At 55.0% G+C, this 17298-nt stretch carries 18 protein-coding genes, 6 tRNA genes, 1 rRNA gene, 1 pseudogene and 1 riboswitch; of the genes and pseudogenes, 4 read left to right on the top strand and 22 right to left on the bottom strand.

The features are described from left to right. The 22 genes and pseudogenes from BMX91_RS13805 to acpS form a co-directional block, all read right to left on the bottom strand. Positions 1–173, bottom strand: a 16S ribosomal RNA gene (locus BMX91_RS13805); the annotation flags it as partial. A 135-nt stretch (positions 174–308) separates the two neighbouring features. Beyond that, positions 309–382, bottom strand: a tRNA-Gly gene (locus tag BMX91_RS13800). A gap of 4 nt (positions 383–386) precedes the next feature. Then, positions 387–463 (bottom strand) — tRNA-Arg (locus tag BMX91_RS13795). Between the two features lie 18 nt (positions 464–481). Then, positions 482–569 (bottom strand) — tRNA-Leu (locus BMX91_RS13790). A gap of 129 nt (positions 570–698) precedes the next feature. Further along, a tRNA-Lys gene (locus BMX91_RS13785) sits at positions 699–774 on the bottom strand. 35 nt (positions 775–809) lie between these two features. After that, positions 810–885, bottom strand: a tRNA-Asp gene (locus BMX91_RS13780). Positions 886–948: 63 nt separating this feature from the next. Continuing rightward, positions 949–1020, bottom strand: a tRNA-Glu gene (locus BMX91_RS13775). A gap of 181 nt (positions 1021–1201) precedes the next feature. Beyond that, positions 1202–1651: a SprT family protein gene (locus BMX91_RS13770; RefSeq protein ID WP_092055469.1), complete on the bottom strand. Its 450-nt coding sequence runs from the start codon at positions 1649–1651 to the stop codon at positions 1202–1204. Then, the gene (locus tag BMX91_RS13765; RefSeq protein ID WP_092055465.1) at positions 1644–4139 is read right to left on the bottom strand and encodes a S1 RNA-binding domain-containing protein; all 2496 of its coding nucleotides are present in this window, start codon (positions 4137–4139) and stop codon (positions 1644–1646) included. Before BMX91_RS13765 ends, BMX91_RS13770 begins: the two co-directional genes overlap by 8 nt. Before the next feature lie 175 nt (positions 4140–4314). Further along, the gene (locus tag BMX91_RS13760; protein ID WP_322787473.1) at positions 4315–4905 is read right to left on the bottom strand and encodes a PP2C family serine/threonine-protein phosphatase; all 591 of its coding nucleotides are present in this window, start codon (positions 4903–4905) and stop codon (positions 4315–4317) included. Between the two features lie 5 nt (positions 4906–4910). Beyond that, positions 4911–5696: an RNA polymerase sigma factor SigB gene (gene sigB / locus BMX91_RS13755; protein WP_092055461.1), complete on the bottom strand. Its 786-nt coding sequence runs from the start codon at positions 5694–5696 to the stop codon at positions 4911–4913. After that, complete coding sequence (gene rsbW, locus BMX91_RS13750) at positions 5674–6144, bottom strand: anti-sigma B factor RsbW (RefSeq protein ID WP_092055458.1); 471 nt, start codon at positions 6142–6144, stop codon at positions 5674–5676. Before rsbW ends, sigB begins: the two co-directional genes overlap by 23 nt. Beyond that, positions 6131–6481, bottom strand: a complete 351-nt coding sequence (locus BMX91_RS13745) for an STAS domain-containing protein (protein ID WP_092055457.1) — start codon at positions 6479–6481, stop codon at positions 6131–6133. The genes rsbW and BMX91_RS13745 overlap by 14 nt, the downstream gene beginning before the upstream one ends. A 110-nt stretch (positions 6482–6591) precedes the next feature. After that, the gene (locus tag BMX91_RS13740) at positions 6592–7593 is read right to left on the bottom strand and encodes a PP2C family protein-serine/threonine phosphatase (RefSeq protein WP_092055454.1); all 1002 of its coding nucleotides are present in this window, start codon (positions 7591–7593) and stop codon (positions 6592–6594) included. Between the two features lie 17 nt (positions 7594–7610). Next, on the bottom strand, positions 7611–8012 hold the full coding sequence (locus BMX91_RS13735; RefSeq protein ID WP_092055452.1) for an anti-sigma regulatory factor: 402 nt from the start codon (positions 8010–8012) through the stop codon (positions 7611–7613). 2 nt (positions 8013–8014) lie between these two features. Continuing rightward, on the bottom strand, positions 8015–8377 hold the full coding sequence (locus BMX91_RS13730; protein WP_092055450.1) for an STAS domain-containing protein: 363 nt from the start codon (positions 8375–8377) through the stop codon (positions 8015–8017). Further along, positions 8374–9204, bottom strand: coding sequence for an RsbT co-antagonist protein RsbRA (locus BMX91_RS13725; RefSeq protein WP_092055448.1), 831 nt, complete (start codon positions 9202–9204; stop codon positions 8374–8376). Before BMX91_RS13725 ends, BMX91_RS13730 begins: the two co-directional genes overlap by 4 nt. 315 nt (positions 9205–9519) lie before the next feature. Next, positions 9520–9870, bottom strand: a complete 351-nt coding sequence (locus BMX91_RS13720; RefSeq protein WP_008301460.1) for a type II toxin-antitoxin system PemK/MazF family toxin — start codon at positions 9868–9870, stop codon at positions 9520–9522. A gap of 4 nt (positions 9871–9874) precedes the next feature. Continuing rightward, a pseudogene (locus BMX91_RS13715) lies at positions 9875–10161 on the bottom strand (transcriptional regulator). A gap of 140 nt (positions 10162–10301) precedes the next feature. Then, on the bottom strand, positions 10302–11435 hold the full coding sequence (gene alr / locus BMX91_RS13710) for an alanine racemase (protein WP_092055444.1): 1134 nt from the start codon (positions 11433–11435) through the stop codon (positions 10302–10304). An 89-nt stretch (positions 11436–11524) separates the two neighbouring features. Next, positions 11525–12676, bottom strand: a complete 1152-nt coding sequence (locus BMX91_RS13705; RefSeq protein WP_407640881.1) for a LolA family protein — start codon at positions 12674–12676, stop codon at positions 11525–11527. Between the two features lie 49 nt (positions 12677–12725). Continuing rightward, positions 12726–13100 carry a holo-ACP synthase gene (acpS, locus tag BMX91_RS13700; protein ID WP_092055441.1) on the bottom strand — a complete coding sequence of 125 codons (375 nt, stop codon included), beginning with the start codon at positions 13098–13100 and terminating at the stop codon, positions 12726–12728. A 68-nt stretch (positions 13101–13168) separates the two neighbouring features. Here acpS and BMX91_RS13695 point away from each other — a divergent pair, with 68 nt between their 5' ends. The 4 genes from BMX91_RS13695 (at position 13169) to BMX91_RS13680 (ending at position 17284) form a co-directional block, all read left to right on the top strand. After that, a complete protein-coding gene (locus BMX91_RS13695; RefSeq protein ID WP_092055439.1) occupies positions 13169–13780 on the top strand; it encodes a rhomboid family intramembrane serine protease in 612 nt (203 codons plus the stop codon). Between the two features lie 198 nt (positions 13781–13978). Next, positions 13979–15007, top strand: a complete 1029-nt coding sequence (locus BMX91_RS13690; protein ID WP_092055436.1) for an LLM class flavin-dependent oxidoreductase — start codon at positions 13979–13981, stop codon at positions 15005–15007. A 54-nt stretch (positions 15008–15061) separates the two neighbouring features. Beyond that, a riboswitch (SAM riboswitch) is annotated at positions 15062–15172 on the top strand. A 163-nt stretch (positions 15173–15335) separates the two neighbouring features. Further along, entirely contained in the window at positions 15336–15881 is a 546-nt protein-coding gene (gene ssuE, locus BMX91_RS13685) for an NADPH-dependent FMN reductase (protein ID WP_092055434.1), read from the top strand. 23 nt (positions 15882–15904) lie between these two features. Beyond that, complete coding sequence (locus BMX91_RS13680) at positions 15905–17284, top strand: LLM class flavin-dependent oxidoreductase (protein WP_092055431.1); 1380 nt, start codon at positions 15905–15907, stop codon at positions 17282–17284. The last annotated feature ends 14 nt before the right edge of the window (positions 17285–17298 follow it).

Raw genomic sequence — 17298 nt, 5'->3', positions numbered from 1 at the left:
GGTATTAGCCCCGGTTTCCCGGAGTTATCCCGATCTTACAGGCAGGTTGCCCACGTGTTACTCACCCGTCCGCCGCTGAATCCGGAGAGCAAGCTCTCCTTCATCCGCTCGACTTGCATGTATTAGGCACGCCGCCAGCGTTCGTCCTGAGCCAGGATCAAACTCTCCATAAAGAGAGTATGAGTAAGCTCATACTTTAAAACTGGCATTTCATTCGCTCCGTTCGCCCGACGGGGTCGGGTTCCGGGAACTTCGTTCATCAGCGTTTTGCTGTTCAGTTTTCAAGGTTCATAACTTCAAAATAATAATGGAGCGGGTGAAGGGAATCGAACCCTCATCATCAGCTTGGAAGGCTGAGGTTTTACCACTAAACTACACCCGCAAAGTGGCGCGCCCGGCAGAAGTCGAATCCACAACCTTCTGATCCGTAGTCAGACGCTCTATCCAATTGAGCTACGGGCGCACACAATATTAAAATAAATGGTGCGGTAGAGAGGACTTGAACCTCCACGGGATTTAACTCCCACTAGGCCCTCAACCTAGCGCGTCTGCCATTCCGCCACTACCGCATGTTAAAAGTGATTCGGTTTTCAGAAGCTGTTTTCGTGTTTCGTTCCAGCGACAAGATTTATTATATAACCTTGATCCGGGAAAGTCAACATCTTTTTTCAACTTTTTTAAACCGTTTCATTAAAGGGTGGTGAGCCATGCAGGGCTCGAACCTGCGACCCTCTGATTAAAAGTCAGATGCTCTACCAACTGAGCTAATGGCTCGCATATCATCCTTCAGCCATCGGCTTCAGAATAAATGGCGGTCCCGACGGGAATCGAACCCGCGATCTCCTGCGTGACAGGCAGGCATGTTAACCGCTACACCACGGGACCACCTATGTATGAAAGGGAGTTTCCGGACAGCCGGGCGCGAGCCCGGCGTCCTACCCCTTATGATGACCCCTACGGGATTCGAACCCGTGTTACCGCCGTGAAAGGGCGGTGTCTTAACCGCTTGACCAAGGGGCCATATGTGATGTCTTTAGAGCACTCAGCCGGTCAGGCTTTCGTGTGATCTCTTGTCGACTTGTCCTATTATAGGGGGCATACGAAAAAACGTCAACACTTTTCGCCAACTTTTTTATAAAAATATCAAAACCCTTGCCGCGCAACGGTTTTCACCGTCCGGCAAGGGCTGATTCCTTCAACTCTATTCGACTTTTTGAATACGTCCGTGACATCTTCCGCAACGGTATCGGCTCGTGTCCATCCGAATCTTCCGCAGGTAGGATTGCCCGCAATCCGTGCAACGATAGAGATGCTTTGTTTTCCATCTGACGGGTTCTCGGATGACGGAACAATGCCTGGGTGCACCGGTCTCTTTCAGCAGCTCCCGGAAGTCTCTGTCCCGATGCCGGTATCCCTTTCCTTCTATATGAAGATGATAGTGGCATAACTCATGCTTGATGATCCCGGTCAGCTCTTCCAGACCATACTTCCTGTAAGCTTCAGGATTGATCTCAATGTCATGGTCGTGGAGCCTGTACCTGCCGCCGGTCGTCCTGAGCCTCGGATTAAAATAGACCCGGTGCCTGAATGTGCGGCCAAACGATTCCAATGAAATCGATTCAGTCAGCTGCTGGAGTTGCTGTTCATCCACGGCGTTTTCTGCTTCCCTTCTTATCTGCAGGGTCAATCATCGTCAGGGAGATTTTCGAGGCGGCTGTATCGACGGATTCGATCCATACAGCAACAGTATCTCCGGGCTGCACTATGTCACCCGGATCTTCGACACGGACCGGCGCCATCTTGGAGATGTGCACCAGCCCATCCTTCCCCGCTCCGACATCAACAAAAGCACCGTATGGTTTCAGGCGGCGCACCTGCCCTTTTACCTGGACACCCGGCTTGAGGTCGGAAAGCTTCTTTGCCGAATTCTTCCGCTCCTCAGACTGGCGCCTGCGCTGTTCTTCCTGTTTCTTCTTGTCCTCTTCCTCTGCCCGGCTGAGCATGGTGAGGGAAATCCGGCCCTTGTCCCGGTCGACATCATCAATTGAAACCGTGACGACATCTCCCGGAGCAAGAATATCCAGTGGATGGCGGATGCGTCCCTTGCTCATTTTGGTCACATGGAGCAAGCCGTCGTCCCCGACGCCGATGTCTATAAATGCGCCGAAGTCCACGACGTTCCGGACAGTCCCTTCCATCTCCATGCCGCGCTTCAGGTCATCCATTGTCAGCACTTCTTTTCTCAGAAGCGGCTGAGGGAATTCATCCCGCGGGTCTCGGTTAGGGCGCCGGAGTGTCTCGATAATGTCCCGTACAGTGACTTCACCAGCTCCAATAGCCTCTGCGACTTCCCCAGCATCCAGTTCCCCGAGCTTTTCAGCGGCTAGCTCAGTTCCGATGTCTTTCTTGTCCAGATCAGCAACCTTAAGGATCTCCTCCGCCAGCGCATAGCTTTCCGGGTGTACACCGGTGGCATCCAGCGGATTTTTCGCTTCCGGCACTCGGAGAAAGCCGACTGCCTGCTCATATGTCTTGGCCCCAAGGCGGGGCACTTTCTTTAATTGGGCCCGGGAACTGAAGCGTCCGAGCTCATCGCGGGCTGCAACGATATTGTCAGCGACCGTGCGGGAAAGTCCTGATATATGTTGAAGCAGCGATGCCGAAGCGGTGTTCACATCGACACCGACACGGTTTACAGCAGTTTCGACGACAAAGTCCAGCTGCTCCCCAAGGTTTTTCTGCGAAACATCATGCTGGTACTGGCCGACCCCGACCGATTTCGGCTCGATCTTTACGAGCTCCGACAGTGGATCCTGGAGTCTGCGTGCGATGGAGACGGCACTGCGCTGCTCGACCTGGAGTTCCGGAAATTCACGGCGCGCCTCTTCCGATGCGGAGTACACACTTGCACCCGCTTCATTGACGATCACATAGGATGCCCCGCCGTCCGTCTCCTTTAGGCAATCAGCGATAAACTGCTCGGTCTCACGCGAAGCGGTGCCGTTGCCGATTGCGATGATGGAGACGGAATGCTTTTCGAGCATCCCGAGGACTTTCTTTTTCGCACCTTCCGTATCCGATGACGTATGCGGATAAATGACACCTAGCTCAAGCAGCCGGCCGGTGTCGCTCACGACGGCGAGCTTGCAGCCGGTCCGGTAGGCCGGGTCCACGCCGAGAACGGTTTTGCCCTTCATCGGCGGTTGGAGCAAGAGTCTTTTCAGGTTCTCGGAAAAAATCCTGATCGCCTGTTCCTCCGCCTTTTCCGTCAGCTCGCCGCGGATCTCCCGTTCGATTGATGGGAGAAGCAGGCGTTTATATGCATCCGCAGCGGCTTCCGTCACTTCTTCGGCCGCTGCGGATCCGGGGTAACGGAGATAGAGGCGGCGTATTTCTTCGACCAGCCGCTCGTCTGGCGCAGCAACCGCCACCTTCAGCACACCTGTCTTCTCTCCGCGGTTCACGGCAAGTATGCGGTGCGGCTTGATCTGCCTCACCGGCTCTTCGTATTCATAGTACATCTCGAAAACGCCTTTCGGATCCTCCGCATCCTTCTTCCGGGATGTAACAATGAACCCGTCTCGTCGGATGGCATTGCGGATCCTCTCACGGACCGCGGCATCATCAGAAATGCGCTCCGCGATAATGTCCCGCGCGCCGGCCAGTGCGGCTTCAGTGTCGGGCACTTCTTTATTGGGATCAACAAATTCCCCGGCGGCCTCTTCAGGACGCTGTTTCAGGTCACTCAGCAAAAGGTCTGCCAGCGGTTCAAGCCCCCGTTCTTTTGCAGCGGTCGCGCGGGTCTTCCGCTTTTTCTGATAAGGCCGGTACAAATCTTCCACCCGCTGCAGCACATCAGCGCCGCGGATTGCCTTTTCCAGATTTCCATCCAGCTTCCCCTGTTCCGAAATGATGCGGATGACTTCCTCTTTTCTCTCCTCCAGCTGGGAAAGATAGCGATGGGCGTCCTCGACTGCCTTGATCTGCACCTCATCAAGTTCGCCTGTCGCCTCTTTTCGGTAGCGTGCGATAAATGGCACGGTCTTGCCTTCCGCCAGCAGTCCGATTACCGCCTGCGCCTGGCCCGCACGCACACCCGCGCGCGCCGCCGCTTTTTGAATCAGTTCTTTTTCCTGCATCCCTCTCACCCTTTCGTTCCGCTCTCTACCCGTTCACTTTATCATAAACCGACCTTCGCACGGCACATTCCCATAGGCGCATTCCGCTCCCGAGACGGATGCCAATCGATTGCTAAGGAAGACATTATCCGCCCCGACCGGCTGGCCGGAAGACGAAAAAACCCGCTCCGCGGATTTAGCGGAGCAGGCTTCCTGCGATATAGGTGGCATCATCGCCGTGTTCCAGGGTCTCAAACACCTTCTTGTAAAGGTCGTACGCACCGGTGCTGCTTTGCATGAACGCCTTCGGGCTTCGGATGTCCACGCCGTCCGAATGGAGAAGAAACAGATCGCCGGGACCGTAATCATAGCCCTGTGTTTTCAGTTTCTGCGGCCGTCCGGACAGATAGCCCATAACCGGGAGCGGATAGATCATTTTATCATCCGACCGACGGTAGAGATAGAACCGGACGTTGCCGACGCAGCTGTATTCGATCCTGGACGTTTTGAAATACGCCTTGATGATCGCGACGGCAGCCCCCCGTTTCTGGTGCATATGCATGTTGCACCGGCTGAGAAGCTGGTCGATGGACTCGTCATGATGGCGCTCCAGAATCTCCGGGACGACCTCCGCCGACTCTCTCGCGATCGGCCCGTTGCCAAGCCCGTCCGCAATCGCGCACAAGAAATAATCTTCATGGACGAATGTAAAGTACACATCGCCCGATTCACTGTTTCCCTCTTTCGCTTCCTGGTAAATGTACGCTTCTACCCGGTCATCCTTCACCGTCTTCAAGAAGGCCCACCACCAGCCGCCGCGATGGCCTCCTGCAACTTCTTGATGGCCTTGCGCTGAAGCCTGGATACGTGCATCTGGGAAATCCCCAGACGTTCCCCGGCTTCTTTCTGGCTTAGCTGTTCGATATATGTATACTGGATGATCTGCTTTTCCCGCTCGGACAGGACATTGAGCGCTTCTGCCACGATCAGTCTCTGGTCCGTCATCTCATAGCCGTCATCCGTATCACCGATGATATCAAACAGGGTGACCGTACTGCCGTCGGAGTCAGCCTCCAGCGAGTGGTCCATGGATAGGGCCTGATAACTTCTGCCCATCTCCATCGCTTCAAGGATGTCGTCTTCTTCCACCTCGAGGTAATCTGCGATCTCCTGAACTTTCGGGGAACGCTGAAGCTCGTTGGTCAGTGTTTCAGCGGCAGACTTGATCTTCGGACCAAGTTCCTTGATCCTGCGCGGCACATGGACCGCCCATGTCTTATCGCGGAGAAAACGCTTGATCTCCCCGATGATTGTCGGAACGGCGAATGCCTCAAAGCTGCGGCCGTAATCAGGGTCGTATCGGCGGATGGCGCCGAGAAGTCCGAGCATGCCGACCTGCACGATGTCTTCATGATAGGATTTTCCGTTGGAGTATTTGCGGGCGATCGACTGGACAAGCCGCTCATAATGGAGAACGAGATTTGTCTGTGCTCCCTCATCGCCGCTCTCCTGGAAAGCCTTGATCCAGCCCAACACCTGTTCTTTTGACTTGGAATCAGGAGGAGACTGTTTCGACATCCTTTTCCACCTGCTCTCCGCCGAGATATTTGGTCATGAAGACGGTAACACCTTCATCATGGTGGATCTTGATTTCGTCCATCAGCGTCTCGATCAGGTAGAGGCCGAGACCCCCTTCCCGGAGGAACATGCCCTCTTCGTGATCGTGGTATGGCCCCACACTCTTTTTAGTCGCTTCAAAGTCGAAACTCTGACCATGGTCGGCCACCATGATCTCCATCCGGTCTTCATACAGTGCACACCCGACGACGACTTCACCTTCTTCGTCTTCCTTGTAGGCGTGCTGCACCGCATTCGTGATGGCCTCACTCGAAGCAATCTTCATGTCTTCAATATCGTCATAGGTGAAGCCCAGCCGGCTTGCAAGGCCGGAGATCGTGAGCCGCGCCACACCCACGTACTGGGCCTTTGCCGGCACACGGATCTCCACGTAGTCATACGGTTGCATCATTTAACCCACCTTTATCATCTTTATGTTCTTCGATATCCATGACTTCATTGAGGCCTGTGATATCGAACAGACGCTTGAGCCGCGGCGAAAGCCCGGTGATTTTAACTTGGCCGCCGGTTTCCTTCACTTGCTTGAAATAACCGACGAATACGCCGAGACCCGTACTGTCCATATATTCTACGTCCGAAAGATCGATTTCTGCTTTCATGCCTTTTTCAACGGGATGTTCTGCAAGCTTCTCCCGCAGGGCCGGCGCCGTGAACGCATCGATCTCACCGATCACTTTAAAATGCTGTACACTGTCTTCTCTATTCAGATCTACTTGTAGGTTCATTTCCACACCTCTTCTTTAAATTTCTCACTCTATTTTTTTGTCCCAAAACCAGAACTCCATTTGAACACAACATCAAGGTTTTACCCCTTACGAAGAAATTCAAACATCAATTATTCTTTTTTTAAGATCACCAGTGAGAAATCGTCCTGGAGACGGAAGCCCTGCATGCGATCCAATTCGGCGAAGACATGCTCCGCCATTTCCTGGGCGGGGCGGTCTTTTACGCTGCTGATGATTTCGAGGATGGTGTCCTTTTCGACAAAGCCTTCCGGCGTCCGTGCTTCGGTCACCCCGTCGGTCATGATGGCGATGAAGTCACCGCGCTCAAGGGCCACGCTCCCCTCCTCATAGCGGGCATCCGGCGAAACGCCGAGCAGCAGCCCTTTGGCATCCAGTTCCACAAAACGATTTTCCGATGCCACGTAATGAAGCGCCGGTTCGTGCCCGGCGGAGGCATAGGAAAAGGTCGAGCTTTTCGCGTCATAGCGTCCGTACATCATGGTGACGAACATCGAATCATTGACGCTTTTTTCGACGATGCGGTTAATAACCGAAAGAACGCCGGAAGGACCTTCAGATGAATGCTGGACACTGTCCATGCCGAACTTGACCATCGACATGCAAAGGGCTGCAGGGATGCCTTTGCCCATAACATCGGCGACAGCCACGCCCGCCTCATCCATATCGTTTCCGACAAAGTAGATATAATCCCCGCTCATTGTGCGCGATGGCACGGTTACATATCCCAGGTCCATGCCTTCGACGACCGGAATCTTCGTTTTCAGCAGCGTCTCCTGCACTTTCGATGCCACTTCCATCTCGAGTTGCATCTCTTCCTGGCGTTTGACGAGAGACTGATGCTCCTTTAATGCGAGACCGTAACGGATCATCATCTCGATAAGGAAATCGAAAGAATGCCAGACTTTTGAAGGAAGGCCGGGCAATACATCCTTGAGCGCGGATTTATGTATGCTGATGACCTCTTCGGGCGAGATATCCTTCTCGATCAGCTTCCGGCTGAACGCCTCGCCCATGTACAGATTCTGTTCCGACTGATTTTCCAGGTATTGCCTCAAAATCTCTTTGTATTCTGTTTCCGTCTGCTGAGGCATCTTGACTCATCCCCCTGTCAGCGGAGCCATTTGACTGCAGTGATCTTCGTGCCCTTGCCTTTTTCGGTGTCCACGCGGAAGTCGTCCATCAGTCGCTTGACTCCGGGCATTCCGGCACCGAGTCCGCCGGATGTCGAATAACCGTCTTCCATCACTTTCCTGACATCGGGGATTCCCGGGCCCTCATCGGATGCGATGATGGCGATTCCGAACAGGTCATTTTCGTTCAGGCGTTCGATCTCAATCTTTCCGGCTCCTGCATATAAATAGATATTTCTTGCGAGTTCACTGATTGCCGTAGTGATACGGGCCTGGTCAACGGTGCCGAAGCCGACTTTCTTTGCTTCGTTCCGGCCCAGCTGCCGCGCAGCGACAATGTCCCATTCTGTATGGATATCAACTGAAGACCGGTACCCCATCGTCAAGCCTCCAATTCATGTTGCAATTTGTCCATTCCGTTTTCGAGATCGAGGGCCGTCATGACATTTTCGAGACGGATACCGAGTTCGATGAGCGTAATGGCGACGGCCGGCTGAATGCCGGTGATGACAACTCTGGCACCCATAAGGCCCGACATGCTGATGACATCCCCCAGCACTTTCGCGATGAAGGAGTCGATGAAGTCAATCGGCGTCAGATCGATGACCACGCCTCTGGCGGAAGTGTCATGAAGCTTTTCCAGAAGATCCTCCTGGAATTGGATCGCCGTCTGGTCGTCCAGCTCCCATTGGAGTGAAACGATCAGGATATCCTTCAGCTTTAGAATTGGGATACGCATGTTCAATGTTCGTCCACCTCCACGATTTTTCGGTTCGTCAGCGCCAGGGCTTCCTGCATGCCCCTCTGCAGCGTGCTGGTTGTCGTAAAGTCTTCCAGGCTGATGCCGAGCGCCACGATTGTCTGTGCAATTTCCGGTCTGATCCCGACAAGCATGCATCGCGCGCCGACGAGGCGGACCGCATCCGCAGCCTGGATGATGTGGTGCGCCACCATCGTGTCGACGACGGGAACGCCCGTGATGTCGAGCAGGACAACTTCGGCGCGGTGGCGGACAACGCCCTCCAGGAGGTTCTCCATGATCAGCTTTGCGCGTTCCGTATCAATCGTGCCGACAAGCGGCATGACGGAAATTTTATCGAATACCGGAATCAGGGAAGCCGACAGCTCCTGTAGGGCAATTTTCTGAAGGTTGACCGTGCGCTCCCAAGTGTGGGCGTACATTTCAACAACTTCCTGCCGGAGCGGCTTGATCCAGTTGTTCAGGATATCAAAGTATTCGGCTACATTGCTGTCGTCGAGAATTTCCGCTTTTCGCAGCAGGTCATAGAGCGTGTCCGAGAAATTCTCAATCGCCTTCATGACAAGCGTGATCGACCAGCCGAGGCGTACAATGCGTTCGGAGAAGTTGTGGAGCTTTTCCTCGTACAGGCCTGTCTCTTCGGTAAGGCTCGATACGACGAGGTCCGCAAAATCACGGCTGGTCCGCTCGATGACCTCTTCCGGCATGATGTGGAAGAATTTTTCACCATGCTCATCTTTCATGCGCTGTTTCCAATTGTCGATGATCTCTTCCAGGTGAGTCTCGACAAACTGAGGAACTTTTCTATACATGGCTTTGATAGCCTCCTTATACCGACTGTTCCTTACATTGTAACGAAAACCCGGCCAGAACACACTCTTTTTGCGAGATATGGAGAACCATATAATTCTATACGGGATGGTCAGAACGCACAGGCTCACCGGTGCCGTCCATTGCCGAACCTCCCGGCGCTGTGTATCCACACGTTATTATCCCACACAAGCGTCGACTCATTGCATTCCAATTGAAGGGATACAAAAAGCCCGGAAAGGATCTTCGCTGCCGGGAATGCTGATGCAAGAAAAGCCGCCCGGCATTTGCCGGGCGGCATTCTTGAGTATGTATGCTTAAAATTTCACCAATCCGAGGCTGATTTCAAGCGCCTCTTCCACCTGCCGCATCATTTCTTCATCCAGATGTGTAATCTTGTCGGATAGGCGGGATTTGTCAATCGTCCGGACTTGCTCTAGCAAGACGACGGAGTTTTTGTCCAATCCGTACCGTACCGCATCGATTTCCACATGGGTGGGCAGTTTGGCTTTCTGTATCTGGGCCGTGATGGCTGCAACGATCACTGTGGGGCTGAACCGATTGCCGATATCGTTCTGAATAACCAGGACGGGTCGTTTCCCGCCCTGTTCAGAACCTTTCACCGGCGACAGATCTGCAAAGAAAATGTCCCCGCGTTTTATGGCCAAAATCTCATCCTCCGATTACGAGTTGCGCCACGCGTGCTCCGCTTCGTATTCCGCGTACAAACATTCGGAAGCGATCGAAAGATTGATCTGCGACATCTCCACGTAGCCTTGGACGATGGCTTCCCGTATAAGATTTGGTTGTTCCTTCCGTGTCTTCCGGGTGGTCGTCAGGTAGACGTACCCGTCCTGTTCCGCCCGGTCGTAGGCGACGGAGTCCCCGTCACACTGAAGCATCCGCTTGGGGATCTTCACCACGACTTCTCTAGTCTCTTTCTCTGCCACAGCAAACACCTCCGACGCAGCCATTCAACAAATATCTATCCCATCATACCACCGGATAGACTTGTTGAAAAGACACGTTCGGAAAGAATGCGACAAAATCCCCGCCGCAACCGGCTGCATTTGTCGGATGTTGTCGGGCCGTGTTGGGTTTAGTATTCCCCGCGACCCTGCAAATAAACTCTGGGAATCCGCTTTGATAACGTGACGACAACCTCATATGGGATCGTCCCAAGCCGTTCTGCCCACTCGTCGGGGCTGACCTGTTCATTGCCCTGTTTCCCAAGAAGGACAACAGGCTCTCCCGGCGCCATCTCGTGAGGCAGCCTGACCATGCACTGGTCCATGCAGATACGGCCGACAATCGGGCAGCGCCGGCCGCCGATCAGCACATCCTGGGCACCCAGTCCCCGAAGAAGGCCGTCGGCGTAGCCGATCGGGAGTGTCCCGACCCATTCATCACCTTGCGCCCTGTAGGTTGCCCCGTAGCTGACGGTATCTCCCCGGCCAAGCCGCTTCACATGGACAAGCTCGGTTGAAAGCGTGATCGCGGGCCGGAGCGGAAATGGCAGACGCTCTCTGACAAAGCCGGAAGGGGCGATCCCGTACATGGAAATCCCCAGCCGCACGGCATCGAACCTGCACTCGGGGTGCATGAATGTAGCCGCGCTGTTTGATGCGTGCACGAGACGCGGCCGCTCCGGCAAGAGCTCCACCGCTTCCCGGAATCCGGAGGCTTGCATCCTCCATACCTCATTGTCGGGCTCATCGGCCGTCGCGAAATGAGTGAAGATGCCGTCGACAGAGATTTTTGCCGCCCTGGCAACCCTGTACATCCGGAGCAGGTCTTCCCCGCTCCTGACGCCAAGCCGGCCCATCCCTGTATCGACCTTTAGGTGAACCCGGAGCGGGCGGACGAAATCAGGCGCGGCGGCAGCAACTGCCTCCATCCAGGCCGGAGAATCAGCTGTGATGATAATATCCTGTTCAGCCGCAATGCGCGCGAACGGAACAGGGGAGGCGCCCAAAAGCAGAATGTCCGCTTCCAGGCCTGCCTCCCTGAGTTCCACCGCTTCATCCGGAGTGGCGACCGCGAGCATCATTGCGCCCGCTTCCAGCGCCGCCTCCGCGACTCTGGCTGCGCCGTGCCCGTAGCCGTCCGCCTTGACCACTGCGATCACGCCGGTGTCCGGGCCGGTCAGACGTGCTGTGTTTCGCACGTTTTCCCGGATCGCCTCCAGATCGATGGCCGCCACTGTCGGCCGGCCCCATTCCATTTGTTCCATTTCCCCGTTCTCCCTTCCGAATTGACGGATATATCTCTTTATCATTTTCATTATCCGCCCGGAGGGAGAAAGCCGTCAATACTTGCAGGTCACTTCTGTTCTGCTTCGATCATCGATGTCGCTACTTCCACCATCTCCTCGCGGCTCAAGGCATTCGAGGCGAGGAAGTAGGACACGCCGCCCTTTTCCCAGCTGACCGAATTATCGGTGATTGCGCCGATCGTGAAGCCGAGGTGTGCCGGATCCCCTTCCGCGAATACCGGAACGAGCGCTTCTTTAGGAGACTTCGCCTGCTGCTGAACGATGACGAATTCCTTCTCGCCGCCGTATGTCAGGTAGACGCGCTTTTCTTCACCTTTACCGACAACTTCTTCTTCCAGCAGGTCGACGCCTTCCCATTTCAGGAGCGGATAGGATGTGCGGAATTCCTCACCATCCAATTCGGCACCCGCTTCTTCATCTCCTTCTTCTGTCTTGCCTTCTTCGTTGCCTTCTTCATCGGTTGCACTGTCTGATTCTTCCGTGGTGCCTTCCTGGTCTTCGCCTTCTGCCTCTTCTTCTGTCGCATCGGTGTCATCCGCGGATCCTTCGGCGCCTTCAGGTGCCTTCGAATGCTTTTCCACCGCATAATCGCCGGCACTGCGCTCTGTGCCAAGAGAGATTTTTTCGAACGTGATCTTCATCTGCTCTTCTTTGTTTTCATTCAGCACTGACACCTTTACAGGGAGGAGCGATTTCTTGTCGATGTGGATACGCTGATAAGGCAGCATTTTCCTATGGTTGTTCCGTGTGACCGTCTCGAAGACGTATTCCTTGTCTTCTTCCTTCATCACCGCATCCTTGTCCGCCCGGATGTCTTCCGCAAGCGCACCGATCAGATAAGCCTGGCTGTTTTTCTCCGGCCAGTCACTCTGGAACTTGTACGTCTTGCCGATCGAAGGCGTAACGACAAATACCCCATCCTTGTTTCGGAGGATCATCTGGGACTCCTTGGAGCCCTGCTGGGCCACATTGACCCGGTAGTAGTCCGGCTTTGTGTGCCACACTTCCACGTCATACAGCCTTGGCTCATCGCCGGTCTTGATCTCCATGACGGCGGTGAGTTCATAACCTTTTGCATCCGTCCATTTGCCGCTCAGCTTTTTCATGACGTCTTCCTTCGACTGTGACCCGCATGCCGCCAGCAGCATGACGAGCACGATGAGCATTCCTGCGAATATCCGGCTCCGCAATTCCTTCACCCTTTCTCATTTCGCTCCTGTGGAACATCCTATGAGAGAAGGGCCGGGTTTATTCGGACAGGGCTGCCGGGAATCCGGTCAGGATCACTTGGGCGGCGGCATATTCCCGCGAATGCGTGATCGAGACAAAACCCGCCGCCGGCTTGCCCCTGAAATACAGCATCGGCCTGCCGCCTTCGCCGGAAAGCACACTGATGTCGGAAAACGCGCACGACACGCCAATTCCGGTGCCGAGCGCTTTTGCAAATGCTTCCTTGGCGGCAAACCGCCCGGCAAGATATTCGGTCCGGCGGGTGCCGCCGAGCTGATCATATCGCTCCAATTCTTCCTTGCTCAGGATCCTCTCCCGGAAGCGGTCGCTGCGGCCGTCCGCCTGCCTGATCCTGTCCATTTCCACTATATCAAGCCCAATTCCCGTGATCATCCGTTCTCCCCGCTTTCTGGACCGCGCCAAACGCGGTATACTGTTCTTATGTAAATTGAGGTGAAACCATGTTTATCAGAAGAGAAAGCTTCTCCGAGTACATCCGGCTTTATCCGGTCGTCTCGGCGCTGATCGCGATCAACGTGATCATCTACATCCTGACCATCCTGCCCGGCATCGGCGACCTGGTCATGTTTCATGGGATGGGCATCAACCGGCTGATCGCTGACGGCGACTGGTGGCGCTTTATCACACCGATGTTCCTGCATGCCGGACTCATGCATGTCCTGTTCAATATGTTCGCCCTGTTCCTGTTCGGCCCGGAGCTTGAACGGATTGCAGGCAAGACCCGGTTCCTGAACCTGTTTTTCCTGGCCGGCCTGTTCGGCAATGTCGCATCCTACTTCCTGCATGACGGCTCTTACGCCTATGTTGGGGCAAGTGGTGCCATCTACGGGATCTTCGGCGCGTTCGGCGCATTTGTTTACCATACGAAGGGCGCATTCCCGCAAATCCGCCAGATCATCCTGCCGATCATCGTCATCAGCGTGATCATGACGTTCCTGACACCGAACATCAACATCACCGCCCACCTGACCGGCCTGGCAGTCGGCTTCCTCGTCGGCTTCAGCTACTTCCACCCGAAGAATATCACAAGCTGGCGCAAGAAGCGCCGCTAAAGTACCCCAAGCCCTGCTCCCGCGGGGCTTTTTTGATGTGGTTCTGATGTGGTACCGCCCCGCCTGCGAAAAATTCAACCTACCCTAAAACCTACTAATCAGGTAGAGTTATAAGGGTATTAGAATTCAGTGTGCACTGACACCTGCCTGCCACCAAACATTCAGGCATTTGAAATCACCATATTGGAGGGGTTCTTCATGAGCTATCAACTTGGCATATTAGATCAAAGCCCGGTTTTTCCGGGGGCGTCCGCAGAGCACGCCCTGCAGCAGACAGTGCAACTGGCCCAACAGGCGGAAAAATGGGGGTATAGCCGGTTCTGGGTGTCCGAGCATCATCACTCCCAGGACGTAGCCGGTTCATCACCTGAGGTGCTGGTCTCCCATCTGCTGGCCAAAACAGAGTCCATCCGCATCGGGTCCGGAGGCGTCATGCTCCAGCACTACAGTCCTTTTAAAGTCGCTGAAAACTTCCATCTGATGTCCGCGCTTGCTCCTGGAAGGGTCGACCTCGGTATAGGAAAGGCACCCGGCGGCCTTCCCCTCTCCACGAAGGCCCTGCAATTCGGGACGGTCAACGACGGGACAGACTTTGCCGAAAGGCTGGCCCATCTGATGCAACTGATCCGGGATGAAGTACCGGAAGCTCATCCGCTGGCCGGCATCCAGGCCACCCCTCTCCCGTCCAAACGGCCTGATGTCCATCTTCTTGGTGCAAGCCCGGATAGCGCCCGGCTCGCGGCAAGACTGGGAATCGGATTTGTATTCGCTTTGTTCATCAACAACAATCGCACCGTGCTGGAAAAATCAACCGCCGCGTACCGGGAACTTCATCCCGGCGGAACATTCATCGCTGCCGCCCATGTGCTGGCAGCGCCGACGCAGGCAGAAGCTGAAAATCTGGCAGGTGATTACAAAATCATCAAAGTGCATCTGCAGAACGGCCGTTCATTCACGCTGACATCCACCGAAGCGGCTCATTCGTTCGGCAGACAGGCAGGTGTTCCCTATGAAGTCGAAGAGCTGAAGGCAGACATCATCGCAGGGACACCCGACTATGTGCATCAGCAACTGGCGCAGCTCCATGAGGCTTACCGGATAGATGAATTCATCCTGCACACAGCGCTGCCGAAAGTAGCTGAACGCGCCCGCTCCTTCCGGCTGCTGGGTCCGCATCTTATTCCGGCAAGTGACAGCTCTACAGAAAAGTCTGAAATTTATCGTTGACAATGCCGAAAGCTTTGCTATACTGTTCATCAAGCTGAAAAATTCATAATTTTTTTCTTATCAAGAGAGGTGGAGGGACTTGGCCCTGCGAAGCCTCAGCAACCAGCAAACTCCGGTTTGTATGGTGCTAACTCCGGAAGGACAGATCTGTCCTGAAGATGAGAAAACAGTCAGGCAGGCGTAATTGTATTCTGCCCAGGCTCTTCTCTCATTCTTGAATGGGAAAAGGGCCTTTTCCTATTCTTCATCCTTTCCGGAACCTTTCAGCGGAATCCGTCAATCCAACCCCATCCGCCAAATGACCTCATTAAAGAAAGGATGAATATCCATGACCGAAATTGTCATCATCTCCGGCAGTCCGAGTGCCGCTTCCCGCTCGGACCGAGTACTCGGCTACATCGGAGGGCTGCTTGAAGACAAGGGGTTCATCGTCACCCACCTGAGCGTGCGGGACATTCCCGCCGAAGCCCTCTTTACAGCAGACTTCAGCCACCCGTCCGTCACGGGCGCCGCAGCGAGCATCCGGGAAGCGCAGGGGGTCGTCGTCGGCTCCCCTGTCTACAAAGCCGCTTATTCAGGAGTCCTTAAGGCGTTTATCGACCTTCTGCCTCAAGATGTGCTGGAATCCACCCCCGTCCTTCCGCTCATGACCGGCGGCAGCCCCGGGCATCTGCTGGCACTCGACTATGCCCTCAAGCCGCTCCTTTCCACGCTGAAGGGGCATGCCCTAAAAGGGATTTACCTGACGGATGATGTGATCGACAAGAATCTCGACATCCCTGTGCTTGACGGAGACTGCCTCAGCCGCCTTGAGAAACAGACGGCCTATTTTGCGGAACTGATCCGAAGGCAGCACAGCCGAACCCATGCCTGAGCCAGAATGAAAGGATGATGACCATGACCAAAAAACGTATTTACCTGAATGCGTTCGAGATGAACACAGCGGGTCACCAGTCTCCCGGCCTCTGGGCGCATCCCGATGACCAGTCCCACCGGTACAAGGACTGCGACTACTGGATCGAGCTTGCACGCATCCTCGAGGAGACCCGCTATGATGCTGTGTTCCTTGCAGATGTACTTGGTACGTACGATGTCTATGGCGGTTCCCGCGAAGCAGCGGTGCGACAAGGTGCACAGTCGCCGGTCAACGACCCGAGCCTCGTCGTCCCCCTCATGGCGGCTGTCACGAATCATCTCGGCTTTGGTGTCACTGCCTCCGTCAGCCACGAGCATCCGTACACGTTCGCCCGCCGAATCTCGACACTCGATCACCTGACAAAGGGACGTGTCGGCTGGAACATCGTCACATCCTACCTGAAGAGCGCCGCCCTCAACATGGGTCTGGACGAACAGGTTTCCCACGACGAGCGCTACGACATCGCGGAAGAATACTTGGAAGTGTGCTACAAACTGTGGGAAAGCAGCTGGGAAGATGATGCCGTGAAAGTCGACAAGGAAAACCGTGTGTATTCGGATCCTTCCAAAGTCCACGATATCGGCCATCACGGCAAATACTTCAAGGTGCCGGGCGCCCATCTGTCGGAACCGTCCCCTCAGCGTACACCGGTGCTGTTCCAGGCTGGCGCGTCGCCAAAGGGCCGTTCATTCGCAGGAAGGCACACTGAACTCGCCTTTATCGGAGCACCAACGAAAAACGCGGCCAAACAGACCGTCACGAGGCTCCGGGAAGCGGCAGCTGAAGCCGGACGTGATCCGGAAGAGATCAAGATCCTGACACTGGTCACACCGGTCATCGGGCGGACCGAGCAAGAAGCCCGTGAGAAGTACGATGAGTACCAGTCCTACATCTCCGATGAAGGCGCACTTGCCCTGTTCGGCGGCTGGACGGGCGTCGACCTGTCAGGCGCCGACCTTGATGCCGGCGTCGAATACGTCGAAAATGACGCGATCCGCTCCACGCTCGAGACATTCACGAAAATCGATCCGGAACGCAACTGGACAATCCGTGAGATCATCAAATCGATTGGCGTCGGCGGCATGGGCACCGCAATCGTCGGCACGCCGGAGCAGGTTGCGGACGTGCTCGAGGCGTGGGCCGACGAGACCGGCGTCGACGGATTCAACATCGCCTATGCCCTTGCGCATAGGACCTTCAAGGAATTCGGCGAATGGGTCATCCCGATCCTCCAGGCACGCGGCCGTGTACCTAAAGATTACGGGGGCACCTCCTTGCGCGACAACCTGTTCGGCAATGGCAACCGCCTCCCCGCCCGTCATCCAGGAAAGCAGTTCAGCCGGAAACCGGAAACCGTCTGAACAGGAAAAATCCC

The sequence above is a fragment of the Bhargavaea ginsengi genome (assembly GCF_900109165.1).
GTDB classification, from domain to species: Bacteria; Bacillota; Bacilli; order Bacillales_A; family Planococcaceae; genus Bhargavaea; species Bhargavaea ginsengi.
Note: the sequence above shows the minus strand (reverse complement) of the source record. Positions and strands in the feature narration are given on the sequence as shown.

Excerpts from the sequence above, each read along its gene's own strand:
- BMX91_RS13765 (WP_092055465.1), bottom strand. The coding sequence starts at position 4,139 with ATGCAGGAAAAAGAACTGATTCAAAAAGCGGCGGCGCGCGCGGGTGTG.
- sigB (WP_092055461.1), bottom strand. The coding sequence starts at position 5,696 with ATGTCGAAACAGTCTCCTCCTGATTCCAAGTCAAAAGAACAGGTGTTG.
- rsbW (WP_092055458.1), bottom strand. The coding sequence starts at position 6,144 with ATGCAACCGTATGACTACGTGGAGATCCGTGTGCCGGCAAAGGCCCAG.
- BMX91_RS13745 (WP_092055457.1), bottom strand. The coding sequence starts at position 6,481 with ATGAACCTACAAGTAGATCTGAATAGAGAAGACAGTGTACAGCATTTT.
- BMX91_RS13740 (WP_092055454.1), bottom strand. The coding sequence starts at position 7,593 with ATGCCTCAGCAGACGGAAACAGAATACAAAGAGATTTTGAGGCAATAC.
- BMX91_RS13735 (WP_092055452.1), bottom strand. The coding sequence starts at position 8,012 with ATGGGGTACCGGTCTTCAGTTGATATCCATACAGAATGGGACATTGTC.
- BMX91_RS13725 (WP_092055448.1), bottom strand. The coding sequence starts at position 9,204 with ATGTATAGAAAAGTTCCTCAGTTTGTCGAGACTCACCTGGAAGAGATC.
- alr (WP_092055444.1), bottom strand. The coding sequence starts at position 11,435 with ATGGAACAAATGGAATGGGGCCGGCCGACAGTGGCGGCCATCGATCTG.
- acpS (WP_092055441.1), bottom strand. The coding sequence starts at position 13,100 with ATGATCACGGGAATTGGGCTTGATATAGTGGAAATGGACAGGATCAGG.
- BMX91_RS13695 (WP_092055439.1), top strand. The coding sequence starts at position 13,169 with ATGTTTATCAGAAGAGAAAGCTTCTCCGAGTACATCCGGCTTTATCCG.
- BMX91_RS13690 (WP_092055436.1), top strand. The coding sequence starts at position 13,979 with ATGAGCTATCAACTTGGCATATTAGATCAAAGCCCGGTTTTTCCGGGG.
- ssuE (WP_092055434.1), top strand. The coding sequence starts at position 15,336 with ATGACCGAAATTGTCATCATCTCCGGCAGTCCGAGTGCCGCTTCCCGC.
- BMX91_RS13680 (WP_092055431.1), top strand. The coding sequence starts at position 15,905 with ATGACCAAAAAACGTATTTACCTGAATGCGTTCGAGATGAACACAGCG.